Origin of the sequence: Huintestinicola butyrica, from assembly GCF_025567215.1 — a bacterium.
In the GTDB taxonomy this organism is placed as follows: Bacteria; Bacillota; Clostridia; order Oscillospirales; family Ruminococcaceae; genus Huintestinicola; species Huintestinicola butyrica.
Window position 1 is genome coordinate 171790 of sequence record NZ_JAOQKB010000001.1, and the last position, 14604, is coordinate 186393.

Consider the following 14604-nt stretch of genomic DNA (forward strand, 5'->3'; position numbering starts at 1 on the left):
CGCTTTGGGCGGCCAAGGGAGCAAGGCAGAAGATGACAATAAATATACCCGATAACATAAGTATCGTACTTGACAAACTCCATAACGCAGGCTATGAAGCCTATCTGGCGGGCGGCTGTGTCCGTGACGGGCTTATGGGCAGAGAACCGAGTGATTATGATATCACCACAAACGCTCTTCCCCGGCAGACTGCTGCCTGTTTCGAGGACTTTACCGTTATTGAAACTGGGATAAAGCACGGCACCGTAACAGTTGTCAGCGGCGGAGAAAATGTGGAGATCACCACCTACCGCATTGACGGTACATATGCCGATCACCGCAGACCCGATACTGTCTGTTTCACGCCCCGCCTGGAGGACGACCTTTCACGGCGTGATTTCACTATGAACGCCATGGCGTATTCCCCCGAAAGAGGGCTGGTGGATAAGTTCGGCGGTCAGGACGATATCATCGAGCGTGTTGTCCGCTGCGTTGGCGACCCATACGAAAGATTTGAGGAGGACGCACTGCGTATCCTACGTGCTCTAAGATTTGCTTCCGAGCTGGGCTTTGTCATTGACGCCGAAACAGCCCGTGCGATCCACGAGAAGAAATATCTGCTCAAAGAGATATCAGCCGAGCGCATAAGCAGCGAGCTTACCCGCTTTGTAACAGGAAAGACCCCATGCACTCTCATGATGGAATTCAGCGATGTTTTCAGCACAATTATCCCCGAGATAACCCCCTGCAACGGCTTTGACCAGAAGAGCAGGTATCATGTATATGACGTGTGGGGGCACATTGCCCACGCTGTTGAAAGATCCAAGCCCGATAAGTATGTCCGCCTGGCACTGCTGTTCCATGACATAGCAAAGCCTGCCTGCTGCCGCACAGATGATGAGGGTCACAGGCATTTCTTCGGCCATGAAAAGCAAAGCGCCGAAATGGCTGAAAAGATTATGGAAAGGCTGCATTTTAACGGTGAGACCGTGCGAAATGTGACGGAGCTTATAAAATATCACTACGTTACTCCCATTGAGAGCAAGCGTGTGGTAAGGCGCCTTGTTTCGGTAATGGGCATGGAGCAGTTCATACGGCTCATTGAGGTCATGAAAGGCGATAACCGTGCAAAGCAGAGCTTCTGCCTTGAACGTATCCCTGTGCTTGACGGCATGAAGATAATTGCATATGAGATAGTTCGCAGCGATGAGTGTTTTTCGCTCAGGCAGCTGGCTATCAACGGCAATGATATTGCGGCGCTGGGCATAAGCGGCAGGCAGATAGGGGAGGCCCTTGACAAGCTGCTTTCCAAGGTCATTGACGAGGAGCTGCCCAATGAAAAGGAAGCTCTTCTTACGGCGGCACAGAGCTTGCAGCAATAAAAAAACGGGGGATATACCCCCGTGTATCAATATAAATTTGTGGGAATAATATATAATGCGGTTTACTTATCCTTGCGAAGGTCGCTGATAAGATCAAGGAAGCAGTCAACATCGCTGAAATCCTTGTTTACCGAGGCGAAACGGACATATGCCACCTCGTCCAGCTTTTTGAGTTGCTCGAGCACCATATCGCTTATCTCGCTTGTGGATATCTGGCTGAGCATATTGTTGGCGCAGTAGTTTTCGATGCTGTCGGCAATGGCGATAATGGCAGAGCCGGGGACGGGACGCTTCTTGACGGCAAATGAAAGCCCTCTGATAAGCTTGTTCCTGTCAAAAGGCTCATAAGTGTTGTCCTTTTTATTAACAAGCAGCTCGGGCAGTTCAACGCATTCGTAGGTGGTAAAACGCCTTCCGCAGTTGGTACAGCGGCGGCGGCGGCGCTTTTTTCCGTCGATAAAACGTGAATCTATAACTTTGGTATCTTCAAATCCGCAGAACGGGCATTTCATTTTTATGGCCTCCTCGCCTATGAGTACATAGTTTGCATACACATACTACAATTATATTATACAATTTCTGCGGTCAGATGTCAATATTTTGATAACAAAAGGATGATAATAATTGAGGAAAAGAAGAAAATATAACGGCGTAAGGATATTTGCGGTATCAACTGTAATTTTATTTGCGGCGGTGTTTTTAATGGCGCATTTTTCCAAAGGTAAAACCGATGATATCACATCTGAAAACAAGCTTCCCGCTGAGACTTCGGGTGCTTCCGACACACAGCAGGCAGGCTCCGAGACACTTCCGTCTGACGGAACTGACGAGGCTGGCGTGACTGACGCTGAGGGACCGGAGACCGGTGTGTCCGATGGCGATGTTACCGATGTTTCCGAGACCGAGGCTGCGGCTGAGCCTATGCCCGACCCTGCCGATGCGGACAACGTTTGGGCGATGTTCCTGGTAAACGGCAAAAACCCCGTTTCTGCCGAATACTGCGACGGCATCGAGACTGCTAAGGTCTATGAGAGCTGGAGAGAATATTACATGGACGCAAGAATGTCCGAATATATGACCCAGATGCTCAAGGCTGCCTCTGAGGACGGACATCAGCTCATAGTTATGTCCGCCTACCGCTCTGTGGAGTATCAGCAGAAGAACTTTGACAAGAGCGTGCAGGATCGTATGGACAACAGGGGAATGACCTATGATGAGGCTTATGCCGATACTCTGAAAGAGGTGCAGCTCCCCGGCTACAGCGAGCATAACGCAGGTCTTGCGGCGGATATCATGTCTGATGAATATGTTGATATGAACGACGACGGCTTCAAGAATACTGAGGCGTACAAGTGGCTCCGGGAGCACGCAGCGGATTATGGTTTTATCCTCCGCTATCCCGAGGGCAAGGAGGATATTACGGGCATAATCTACGAGCCTTGGCATTACCGCTTTGTGGGCGTATATTATGCAAAGCTCCTTACCGACAAGCAGGTCACTCTTGAAGAATATTTTGAGGAAATGAACTGGGTGGATAAGGACGGCGTTGCTGTCAGCCATATACCGACACTGGAGTGAGAATATGCTTGAAAATAAGCTTGGCATCACAAACTCTGCGGAGCTTGCCCGTGAAGAGGAGCGGATAAGCAAAACAAAGGCTTCCGTGATGTTTGAAAGCGGCTTCCTTGATACGCTTGAAGCGGGAACAGTGTCCACTTTGTGTGAGATACACCGTTTCCTTTTCTGTGACATCTATGATTTTGCGGGAAAGCTGCGGACGGTCAATATCTCAAAGGGAAAATTTCGCTTTGCTTCGGTCATGTATCTTGAAGATGCGCTGGCGGCAGTGGAAAAGATGCCCCAGAGCAGCTTTGATGAGATAATCGAAAAATATGTTGAAATGAACATTGCTCACCCGTTCAGGGAGGGCAACGGGCGCAGTATGCGCATATGGCTCGACCTTATGCTGAAAGCCTCCCTTGGCAAAGTCACCGACTGGAACAGCGTTGACAAGGAAAGCTATCTTGCCGCCATGGAGCACAGCCCCGTAAGCGACAGGGACATCAAGGCGGTCATCGCTTCGGCTCTCACCGACAGGATAAGCGACCGTGATACCTTTATGAAAGGCATCGACAACAGCTATTATTACGAGGGTTACACTGCCTACAGTACAGCCCGTCTGTCGGAATTGCACAATAAAATAAACAGGGAATGCCCCTGAAAAAAGGAGATATAAATATGAATAAGATGATGAATATGCCCGAAATACGTCTCGGAATAGTTGCGGTGAGCCGTGACTGCTTCCCCGCAAGCCTTTCCGCAGGCAGAAGAACAGCCGTATGCAAGGCCTGTTCCGCAAAAGGAATAGATGTTTATGAATGTCCCACCACAGTTGAGAGCGAAAAGGATATGCTCAAAGCGGTGGAAGAGCTGAAAGAAGCGGGAGTAAATGCACTGGTGGTATATTTGGGCAACTTCGGCCCCGAGACTGCCGAAACTCTCCTTGCCAAGAGATTTGGTCTGCCTGTAATGTTTGCGGCTGCTGCCGAGGAAACAGGCGATAACCTTGTGAGCGGCAGAGGAGACGCATACTGCGGTATGCTCAACGCAAGCTACAACCTGGGGCTTAGAGGCGTTAAGGCTTATATCCCCGAATATCCCGTAGGCACTGCCGATGAAGTGGCTGATATGATAGGCGGATTTATCCCCGTGGCAAGAGTCGTTCTCGGTCTTTCAAAGCTCAAGGTCATCTCCTTTGGCCCCCGTCCTCAGGACTTCCTTGCCTGCAACGCACCTATCGCACGAATCTACAATCTGGGCGCTGAGATAGAGGAAAACTCCGAGCTTGACCTGTTTGCTGCATTCAATGCTCATGCAGGCGATGCAAGGATCGAAAAGGTCGTTGCCGAAATGGCTGAGGAGCTTGGACAGGGCAACAAGATGCCCGGCATTCTCCCCAAGCTTGCTCAGTATGAGATAACTCTCCTTGACTGGGCTGAGGAGCACAAGGGCGAAAGAGAATTTGTTATCTTTGCCAACAAGTGCTGGCCCTCTTTCCAGACACAGTTCGGCTTCGTTCCCTGCTATGTTAACAGTCGTCTTACGGGAAGAGGCATTCCTGTTTCCTGCGAGGTTGATATCTGGGGAGCTGTAAGCGAGTACATAGGACAGTGCGTTTCCGATGATGCGGTAACACTGCTTGATATCAACAACACTGTTCCTGCGGACATTTACGAGAATGACATCAAGGGCAAGTTCACTTATGCTCATACAGACACATTCATGGGCTTCCACTGCGGAAACACCACCGCAAAGAAGCTTACCTCCTGCGAGATGAAGTATCAGCTCATCATGCACAGAGGTCTGGAGCCTGATAAGGAGCCTGATATCACAAGAGGTACTCTCGAGGGCGATATCATTCCCTCTCAGATAACCTTCTTCCGTCTCCAGTCCACAGCTGACGCTCAGCTTGCGGCATACGTTGCAGAGGGCGAGATACTCCCTGTTGCCACACGTTCCTTCGGCGGCATTGGAATTTTTGCCATCAACGAAATGGGAAGATTTTACCGCCATGTGCTTATCGAGGGCAGATTCCCTCACCACGGCGCTGTGACCTTTGCTCACAACGGCAAGGCTCTGTTCAATGTGTTCAGATATCTTGGCGTGGCAAGCATCGGCTTCAATCAGCCCAAGGGAATGCTCTACAAGTCCGAAAATCCTTTTGCGTGATTTTCTCTTTGATTTTGAAAGGAAATGTTCAATGAAAAAATTTATCTTTGTTCTTTTTGATGTTCTGGGCTTTGCTCTGAAGCTCATTCTCCTGTTCAGTCTTGCTATCGTTGGCATGGATCTTATCAACAAGCATAACGACGAAAAGAACGCCGCAAATAAGTGATATGAGATTTACTGTTGATGAGATAATTGCAGGCTGGCTCAATGTGACCTTTGATATGGGCAGCGACGTTTTCTGCATTCTGGCAACAGATGTGTGGAAAACGGACAGCGCCCGTCAGCTCATAAAGGCGTGTTCCGACGCATTATCGGGGGACGGCAGTTTTTATGCCGTCCTTGATAATGAGCCCGGGGCGTGGGCTGTTGAGATAAACGGCTCTGGACTTTTTAAGATATATCTCAGCAAGGAGGATCTTAAAGGCGCCTTTGATAAGGACAGGTGTGAGGAAGCTTTTGCGGCTCAGACTGACCTTAAACAGCTTGCTGCAGAGATATACGGTGCTTTCAAGCCCTATTCCGAGGGCGAGAGCCGCCGTGAATATGAAAATGAATGGATGCCTTTCCCCGATGATGAATTCAACGAGCTGGGCAGAAAACTGGGGGTAATATAATGTCGGTTCTGCTGGCTTCCGCTTCACCCAGACGGCAGGAGCTTCTGAAATTTGCCGTTCCCGATTTTGGGATATGCCCTGCGGATATTGACGAGACAATTCCGCCCGAGATAGCCCCCGAAAAGGCATCGGAGTATCTTGCGGTGCAGAAAGCAAGAGCTGTGGCAAAGGCTCACCCTGAGGATGTTGTTATCGGCTGCGATACTATAGTGATCCTTGACGGTGAGATAATGGGCAAGCCCAAGAATGGGGAAAACGCCTTTGAAATGCTGAGCAGGCTTTCGGGGCATACCCACAAGGTCATAACAGGCGTGTGCATATGCTCAAAGGACGGCGAGAAAGGCTTTTCCCAGTGCACCGAGGTTGACTTTTATCCCCTGACCGATGAGGAGATACGTGCCTACATCGCAACGGGCGACCCTATGGACAAGGCTGGGGCTTACGGTATCCAGTCCGAGGGCTGCACACTGGTAAAGGGTATCAGAGGCGACTTTTTCAACGTTGTGGGTCTGCCTGTGGCAAGGCTCAGGCGTGAGCTTAAAGGTCTTATATGATTTGAGCAATTTTAACAAAATATGCAGTGTCAATCAGCTTTTGTTTGACAATTATAAATTTGTAATAATACAAATGCTAAATAGTGCTTGACCCTGTGTATTAAATATGGTAAAATATAAACAGTAATATTTACTGTTTATATTTTTTTATGCCGTGATAATGTTCCGTTGGGGCGTTATTTGTCTTTTGACAAAATTCTCAGAAGGGTGGTAATATTTGTGGAAATAGAATATCTTTCAGCGCTTAAAAAGCCCGAAGATACCATCGATCTTTACAAATCACTGGAATGGTACCAGCTTCCCGGATATACAGATGAGGATATTGCAAAGGCAAATGCCAGCTTCTACTCCATATATGCATATGACGGCGACAAGCTCATAGGTCTGGGCAGAGTTGCTTCCGACGGACTTATTGCCGCTGTTATGAGCGGTATCTGCGTAAGGAACGATTACCGCAGGCACGGCATCGGCGCCGAGATTGTAAGGCGGTTGGTGGAATACTGCCAGACAGGCATTTACAAACTCAATGTTCAGCTTTTCTGTGAGGACAGCCTTATAAAATGGTATGAGGGTATGGGCTTTGAAAAGCTGGCTGTGGGTATGAAGAAATCCATGCCCATGAACGAAGAGCACTGCGCTCTGCGAAAGAATTTCGGCGAGATATACGGTATCGAGCAGATAACCGACCTTTCCGAGGACTTTTACTGGTACAATTTTGACGCTTTCGGCGATTTCAGCTATTACAGCGGCATCGGCAGCGAGGGCGTAAAGGTGCCTTTCATAAGAATGACTTTTTACAGCAATGAGCCTGTAAAATTCAATGCGGAGATAATTTTTGAAAACGTCAGCGAGCTGGAGATAGGCTGCATCGGCGTGAGAACTCCGCTTTTCGGCTTTGACATAATCTGCACCGAGAAATACGGCTATGCAGACAGGAAAAGATATAAGATACGCTCTCTGGAGGACGATGATATCTCGTTCTTCTGCGAGACATTCAGGGTAATGAACGTATCCGCATCGAAAAATCATGCGGTCATTGCCTGTCACAAGAAGCCTAAGACCGAAGAAGAGCCTGAGGAGCAGGAAGTTCAGAATGAAGCTCCCGAGGCAGCTCCTGAGGACGACGGTATCCCCGTAATAACCATGGACGACCTTATCCCCGATGAGGAAAAGGCGGCAAAGGCTGAAAAGGCAGAGAAAAAGCGTGACCTTACCGAAGAGCTGAGGTCGCTTATGAATGCTGCCGCAGACGCTGACAGTCTGCTTAAATCCATGCGTGACGAGGGCTGAAATTAAAAAAATGAGAGGAGGACGCATATTCCGTCAAAGGGGTATGCGTCATAACTATGGAGCCGTTCAAGAAAGTCTTTTACACAAATTCCCCTGAGGAGACCATAGAGCTTGGCAGGCAGATAGGCTCCCGTCTTAAAGGCGGCGAGATAATTGCCTACAAGGGCGGACTGGGCGCAGGAAAGACCACCATCACCCGTGGCATCGCTCTGGGAATGGGGCTTCCCGACAACGTTTCATCGCCTACATTTTCCATTGTCAATGAGTATCACGGCAGCGGGCTTTCACTGTATCATTTCGATATGTACCGCATAAGCGGCGGCGAAGATCTGGAAACCACGGGATATTTTGATTATATGTCCGACGATGCGGTCATTGCGGCTGAATGGTCGGAGAATATCGAGGACGAGCTGGACAGCTCTGTCATAACTATTGAACTTGAATCAACAGGCGGGGACGGCAGAAAAATAACCGTCACCGACCCTAATGGAGCTGATAGATTTGCTGGTAATTGGAATTGACACATCGGGAAAGACCGCTTCATGTGCGCTCTGTACCGAAGATGCTGTTCTTGCTCAGAATACGTTTGTTACAAAGCTTACCCATTCTCAGGTAATTCTTCCCATGGTGAAGAAAATGCTGGAGGATTCGGGCAAAAAGCTTGAGGAGATAGACGGCTTTGCGGCTGTGAGCGGTCCAGGTTCATACACGGGTCTGAGGATCGGCATTTCCGCAGTGAAGGGGATTTGCTTTGCGCTGGATAAGCCCTGTGCGGGAGTATCTGCGCTGGAATCGCTGGCGTATAATTTCAGCGGAACGGACACTGTTATATGCTCCGTTATGCACGCAAGGCAGAACCTGGTTTACTCTGCTTTTTTTGAGTCGGACTATTTGGGAAATGTGGAAAGACTTTCCGAGGACGAGATAATCACCGTTGAGGAGCTTGCAATCCGCCTTAATGAATGTGCCCGCAAGGGTGCGGTGGTCTGCACCGGCGATTACAGCGCTGAGGCTGTCAAGGCTGCGGACAATGAGATGGTATTCAGGGCAGCGCCTCTTCTCAACTCTCCGCTGGCGTCCAGCCTTTGCTTTGCGGCAATGAAAAAGGGCTTTTCTTCCCCCGATGAGCTTAATGCGGAATATATGCAGATAACCAAGGCGGAAAAGGACCTGATAGACAAGAACAAAGTCTGAGTATTAACATCTGAACATATAAAACGGCAGCGGTAGGCAAAAAAGCTCCGCTGCCGTTTTTATTTGCTTTTGAGTTTTATTGTTGCAAAAAAATAGGTGAATATTTGTGCAAAAAGTATAAAAATAGGGCGGCAGTTTAAAAAATAGTTGACTTTATTGGCACAATATGCTATGATGTATAAAACACGGACAGTAAATCCAAACAGTATTAAGCAAAATTTGCAAACGATTTCAAAACAAAGCTTTTATAAACCGAGTTTAAGGAGGATGTTGAAAAATGAATTATAAGAAGCTTACAGCCGGAATACTGGCACTTTCCCTTACCGCTTCCCTTACTGCCTGCGGAGGCAGCTCTGACAGTGGCAGCGCAACAACAGGGGACACTACCACTGCCGATGTTACCACTACAGCCGCTACCGAGTGGACAGGCGACGATATCGAGGTAGATGCTCTTGATGAGACCCTTGATGTTGATATCAGCGGCAAGACCCTGAAGTGGCTTGGCATTTACGACCTTAACCCCACAAACGACTCTCCCGAGAGAAGCCCCGAGCTTGCACTTTTTGAAGATACCTACGGCGCTAAGATAGAGTATATGCCCACAACAAGCGACAAGCGCTTTGATGACCTGGCAACCTCTATCCTCGGCGGTACATCTCCCGATATCTTTGCTTATGAGTGGAGAACCTTCCCCTATGACATTTCCAAGGGTCAGTATCAGGCTATCGACTCCCTTGTTAACTGGGACGACCCCAAGTGGGCTGCCGTTAAGGACACCGCTGACAGCTTTATCTGGAAGGGCGAGCATTACATCGCACCTCTGGGATACAGCTTCAACGATACCCAGGTACTTATGTACAACAAGACTACCATGGCTGACAATGGTTTTGAAGATCCCTATGAGCTTTACCTCAACGGTGAGTGGGACTGGAACACCTTTGTTGATATGATGAAGACCTACGTTGAGAGCAACGACTCCGGTTCCGAAAGATACGGCATCGGCGGCTGGTGGGCAAACGCTTTCGTTTACACTTCAGGCGAGACCATGGTAACATATGACGGAACCAAGTTCGGCAACAACCTGAGAAGCCAGAAGATTGAAAGGGCTCAGGGCGTTCTGGAGGATATCTTCAAGAACAACCTTATCAAGAGAGGCTGGATCGGCGGCGAGTCTGCTTTCGTTGATGACAGTATTCTCTTCTACTCCATGGGTACATGGGCATACAATGCTGCTGCAAAGTCCTGCCCTGATGATGTTATCCAGATAGTTCCTTTCCCCAAGGATCCTGATTCCGACAAGTACTATGTTTCCAACAAGGTATTCGCATATATGTGGGTAAAGGGTTCTGAGAACGCTGACTGCGTAAAGGCATGGTTCGACTGCAACAGAACCGTTAACTACGATGAAAAGTATGTTGAAGCTACCAAGGAGAAGTTCCTAAAGAATAACGACGGCTGGACTTCCGAGATGTATGATATCGCTATGAACTTCTACGATCCCGACCAGTTCGTTCAGGCTTATGATTACGGCTATGGCCTCAGTACCTATATGTCCGATACTCTTATGACCGTTCTCTATGAGGGAATTGCAAACGAGCAGTTTGAGGACTGGGTACAGGCTCGTGAAGAATACTACTCCATCGTTGATGAAGAGATCAAGGTTTATAACGATGCTGAATAAGCTTTTTACTCAAATACTTCCTGTAGGTCAAACGACATGATATGCTGCACGCAGCCGTCCGAAAATGGGCGGCTGCGTTTTTACTTTGTTACATTTTTAACCAAATTGTGATTTCTTTTGATACCAAAATTATTGCATTCGTTGAAAAAATGGTGTATAATTATACTAAAGACAGTATGCGATGAAGCTGCCTGTTGATAAGTACAATATCCATTGGAAAGGATGGTCATAATGAAGAAACGTGTAACAAAAGTCATTGCGGCTGCGTCTATGGCGGCACTGACAGCTCTCCAGTGTACAGTAACCGTTTTTGCAGATGTCCCTGCGGGCACTGACGAAAATGTTCCTGCTGTAACTGAAGTAACTGTGCCCGACGTGACCGAACCCGACATCACCGAACCTGACGTAACCGAGCTTGACGTAACCGAACCTGACGTAACCGAGCCTGACGTAACCGAACCAGACGTAACAGAACCCGACGTAACCGAACCCGACATCACCGAGCCTGACGTAACAGAGCCAGATGTAACAGAACCCGACGTAACCGAACCCGACGTAACCGAGCCTGATGTAACAGAACCTGATGTAACAGAACCTGATGTAACTGAACCCGATGTAACAGAACCTGATGTCACCGAACCAGATGAGACTGAGACTGTCGAGACAACAGATGATACTGCTAAGACAGGAAAGTCCGCTGAGGATATTATGGCAGAGGATTCCAACATGGTTCTCCCCGATGTTGGTGTTGAGGGCATCTACACCGACGATGACGATATGGCAGCTATCAGAGAGATGATCGACAAGGACAAGGCTCTTAATGAGACTGATGCCTACAGCGAGACTTTAGACGCTACATACCGTTACAACACCAGCTATTTCTACAATCAGCTGAACTCAGCCGAACGTACTCTGTACAACAATCTGGCAAATGCCTGCAACGCAGTGCTTTCTTCCAGCCAGACCTACACATCTCAGTACATCGACTACATTTCCTTCGATTCCAACAGCATCTCCAGCTCACGTCTTGAGCAGATACTGTATATGTTCTACTACTCAAATCCCCAGTATTTCTTCCTTACAAACGGCTACAGATTCGGTCAGAACTTTGTTTACCCCATGATGTATTCCGATTACCAGAACGGTACCGTAAGAAGAAATGCTTACAACAGCATCAACAGCATCACCAACACATGGATGGCTGATATCAACAAGTGCACCAATGACCTTACCAAGGAGCAGGCTATTTATCAGAAGATAGCTAACGCTGTTTCCTATTCCACAGGCGCACATCATCAGTCTATCGCAGGCGCTCTCCTTGACAGACAGTGCTATGGCAGCGGATATGCCATGACAATGACATATTTCTGCAATGCGGCAGGTCTTGACTGTATCACAGTCATCACCGAAAACCACGCATGGAACAGAGTAAAGATATTCAACGACTGGTATGAGATAGATGTAAGCCTTATGGATCAGGGAAGCTACATTGACAGCAGATACTGCAATAAGAGCACCACATACTTCCAGAGCCTTGATTCACGCCACAACATCAACTACACCGTGATGAACAAGTATTACACCAACATCACTCTTCCCAGCTGCGTGAAGAACGACCCTGCTTCTCCCAATGCTCTTAACCTAAAGGTAACCTCCGCAATAAACGGAACCGCTTCCCTCCAGTGGAGCAAGATACCCGGCGCATCACAGTATAACGTTTATACCTATATGAACGGCTATCTTACATATATAGGTGCTACCACAGGCAATACCTACACCGTAACAGGACTTACAAATAACGTCCGCTACGGATTTTTGGTACGTTACTATATCAACGGCAACCTCAGCTCCTATACCGCAAACGACGTGGTATATGCAACCCCCACTTATTCTCCCAAGCCCGTTATCACCAAGGTAATTCCCGGCAGCGGTCAGGCTTATCTTACATGGACAGCTGTAAGCGGCGCTACCAATTATGCGGTTTATACCAAGAATAACAATCAGTGGGTGCTCAGAGGCTACACCACAGCTACAAGCATGACCGTTACAGGTCTTACAGGCGGCTTGAAGTACGGCTTCGCAGTAAAGGCACTGGTAAACGGTGTATGGTCTTCCGTTTCAAGCTCCGATATCGTTTATGCAACTCCCACAGCTGCAAACAAGCCCAAGATCACAAAGGCAACTCCCGATAACGGTCAGGTTACACTTTCATGGTCGGGCGTAAGCGGCGCTACCAATTATGCAGTATATTCCGTTGTCAACGGTCAGTGGCAGAACCACGGATACACCAGAAACGGATACATGACAGTAACAGGTCTTGCAAACGGCATCAGATACGGCTTTGCGGTTAAGGCTTATGTAAACGGCGCATGGACTTCCGTTACATCTTCCGATATCGTTTATGCAACTCCCGCTGCAAGCACAAAGCCCAAGATCACAAAGGCAACTCCCGATAACGGTCAGGTAACACTTACATGGACATCTGTAAACGGAGCTACCAGATATGCGGTTTATTCCGTTATCAACGGTCAGTGGACCAACAGAGGCAGCACCACAGCAACATCTATGAGAGTAAAGAACCTCGCAAACGGCATCAAGTACGGCTTTGCAGTCAAGGCTTATGTAAACGGCGCATGGAGCACCGTTACATCTTCCGATATCGTTTATGCAACTCCCGCAGTAAGCACAAAGCCCAAGATCACAAAGGCAGCAGCCGGTAACGGTCAGGTAACACTTACATGGTCGGGCATAAGCGGAGCTTCCAAGTATGCGGTTTACTCTTATCTGAACGGTCAGTGGACTAACAGAGGAACCACCACAGCGACATCTATGACAGTAAAGAACCTCGCAAACGGCATCAAGTACGGCTTTGCAGTCAAGGCTTACGTAAACGGCGCATGGTCTGCTGTTACATCTTCCGATATCGTTTATGCAACTCCCACAGCTCCCTCTTCACCTAAGATAACCAGTGCAACCGCAGGCGTTGAGAGCGTATCCCTCAAGTGGACAGCTGTAACAGGCGCTTCCAGATATGCTATCTACACCTACATCAACGGCTCCATGAATCAGGTAGCCACCGTAAAAGGCACAAGCTACAATGTTCAGGGTCTTGTAGGCGGCATCAGATACGGCTTCCTGGTAAGAGCATATGTGGGCAGCACATGGACAAGCTACACAGGTTCTGACATAGTTTACTGCACACCTCTTACTTACTCCTCAACTCCTAAGATCACCAGTGCGGCAGCAGGCAACGGATATGTTTCCCTCCAGTGGACAGCAGTAAACGGCGCCGACAGATACATGGTATATACCTACATCAACGGCGATTATAACAGTGTTGCAACAGTTTACTCCACTTCCTACACAGTTTCGGGACTGGTAAACGGCATTAACTACGGCTTTGCAGTACGTGCCTGCGTAAACGGCAACTGGACAAACCTCAGCAGCTCCGATGTTGTATATGCAACTCCCAGAGCATAATGACAATATGAACACATAAAAATAGCGGTATCGTCCGAAAGGGCGGTACCGCTTTTGTGTTATTTGATCGAGGTTATAAAATACAATGGCATTTTATCCTGCAATAAGTCCGTATATAAAAGGAATTATTATGGCAGGCAGCATATTGCCCACCTTGAATTTCTTGCCGAAGGAAAGGTTAACGCCCACGCAGAAGATGAGCATTGAGCCGATGAACGAGATGTTTGCAATAATGCTGTCGTTCATTATGGGGGCGATAAAGCCTGCGCATATGGTTACGGTGCCCTGGAGAATTGCAACGGGAATGGCTGAGAATGCCACGCATACCATTACGATAACAAGGTCAAGGGCTGCCTTTGCAAAGAGCGTGTCGTGATTGCCCGAGATGCCGTCCTCAATGGAGCCGACTATTGCCATTGCTCCTATGCAGACTGTCAGGGAAGCGGTCACAAAGCCCTCAACGAACTTGGTATCTCCGCTGCTTTTTGCCTTGTCCTTGAGCCATTCGCCGAAGCGTTCCATCTGAGCCTCAATGTTTATAAGCTCGCCCAGCAGCGCTCCTATGGTAAGGGATGCTATCATCAGCATTGTGCCGCCTGTTTCAAGGAAACCGTCCTTTACAGTGAATATCCCTCGCAGAGCGCCTGAAGCTCCTATGAACATTACCGCCAGACCCATTACCTGCATTATAATGTCCTGAA

General features: G+C 48.3%; 14 protein-coding genes. 12 read left to right on the forward strand and 2 right to left on the reverse strand.

Annotated elements, in window-relative coordinates; genetic code table 11:
- Positions 1-32 precede the first annotated feature (32 nt).
- A complete protein-coding gene (locus OCV68_RS00785; RefSeq protein ID WP_262570139.1) occupies positions 33-1361 on the forward strand; it encodes a CCA tRNA nucleotidyltransferase in 1329 nt (442 codons plus the stop codon).
- 62 nt (positions 1362-1423) lie between these two features.
- Here the strand turns inward: OCV68_RS00785 and nrdR are convergent, their stop codons facing one another.
- Entirely contained in the window at positions 1424-1873 is a 450-nt protein-coding gene (gene nrdR / locus OCV68_RS00790) for a transcriptional regulator NrdR (RefSeq protein WP_262570140.1), read from the reverse strand.
- 112 nt (positions 1874-1985) lie between these two features.
- Between nrdR and OCV68_RS00795 the strand changes: the two genes are divergently transcribed.
- From OCV68_RS00795 to OCV68_RS00845, 11 genes are all read left to right on the forward strand, one after another.
- Positions 1986-2939, forward strand: coding sequence for a M15 family metallopeptidase (locus OCV68_RS00795; protein WP_262570142.1), 954 nt, complete (start codon positions 1986-1988; stop codon positions 2937-2939).
- A gap of 4 nt (positions 2940-2943) precedes the next feature.
- Complete coding sequence (gene fic / locus OCV68_RS00800; RefSeq protein ID WP_262570143.1) at positions 2944-3582, forward strand: protein adenylyltransferase Fic; 639 nt, start codon at positions 2944-2946, stop codon at positions 3580-3582.
- A gap of 26 nt (positions 3583-3608) precedes the next feature.
- Positions 3609-5090, forward strand: coding sequence for an L-fucose/L-arabinose isomerase family protein (locus tag OCV68_RS00805; RefSeq protein ID WP_262570375.1), 1482 nt, complete (start codon positions 3609-3611; stop codon positions 5088-5090).
- A 31-nt stretch (positions 5091-5121) separates the two neighbouring features.
- Entirely contained in the window at positions 5122-5256 is a 135-nt protein-coding gene (locus OCV68_RS00810; protein ID WP_022475019.1) for a hypothetical protein, read from the forward strand.
- A 1-nt stretch (position 5257) separates the two neighbouring features.
- A complete protein-coding gene (locus OCV68_RS00815) occupies positions 5258-5704 on the forward strand; it encodes a hypothetical protein (protein WP_262570144.1) in 447 nt (148 codons plus the stop codon).
- A complete protein-coding gene (locus tag OCV68_RS00820) occupies positions 5704-6258 on the forward strand; it encodes a Maf family protein (RefSeq protein WP_262570146.1) in 555 nt (184 codons plus the stop codon). The genes OCV68_RS00815 and OCV68_RS00820 overlap by 1 nt, the downstream gene beginning before the upstream one ends.
- A gap of 219 nt (positions 6259-6477) precedes the next feature.
- Complete coding sequence (locus OCV68_RS00825) at positions 6478-7548, forward strand: GNAT family N-acetyltransferase (protein ID WP_178086106.1); 1071 nt, start codon at positions 6478-6480, stop codon at positions 7546-7548.
- Between the two features lie 56 nt (positions 7549-7604).
- Complete coding sequence (gene tsaE / locus OCV68_RS00830; RefSeq protein WP_022475023.1) at positions 7605-8069, forward strand: tRNA (adenosine(37)-N6)-threonylcarbamoyltransferase complex ATPase subunit type 1 TsaE; 465 nt, start codon at positions 7605-7607, stop codon at positions 8067-8069.
- Complete coding sequence (gene tsaB / locus OCV68_RS00835; protein ID WP_262570149.1) at positions 8050-8742, forward strand: tRNA (adenosine(37)-N6)-threonylcarbamoyltransferase complex dimerization subunit type 1 TsaB; 693 nt, start codon at positions 8050-8052, stop codon at positions 8740-8742. The genes tsaE and tsaB overlap by 20 nt, the downstream gene beginning before the upstream one ends.
- A gap of 277 nt (positions 8743-9019) precedes the next feature.
- Complete coding sequence (locus OCV68_RS00840) at positions 9020-10423, forward strand: ABC transporter substrate-binding protein (RefSeq protein ID WP_147622362.1); 1404 nt, start codon at positions 9020-9022, stop codon at positions 10421-10423.
- A gap of 231 nt (positions 10424-10654) precedes the next feature.
- Positions 10655-13903, forward strand: coding sequence for a transglutaminase domain-containing protein (locus OCV68_RS00845; protein ID WP_262570151.1), 3249 nt, complete (start codon positions 10655-10657; stop codon positions 13901-13903).
- A gap of 93 nt (positions 13904-13996) precedes the next feature.
- Here OCV68_RS00845 and OCV68_RS00850 read toward each other — a convergent pair.
- Positions 13997-14604 (reverse strand): DUF554 domain-containing protein (locus tag OCV68_RS00850; protein WP_317259191.1); only part of this gene is annotated, 608 nt, incomplete at its 5' end.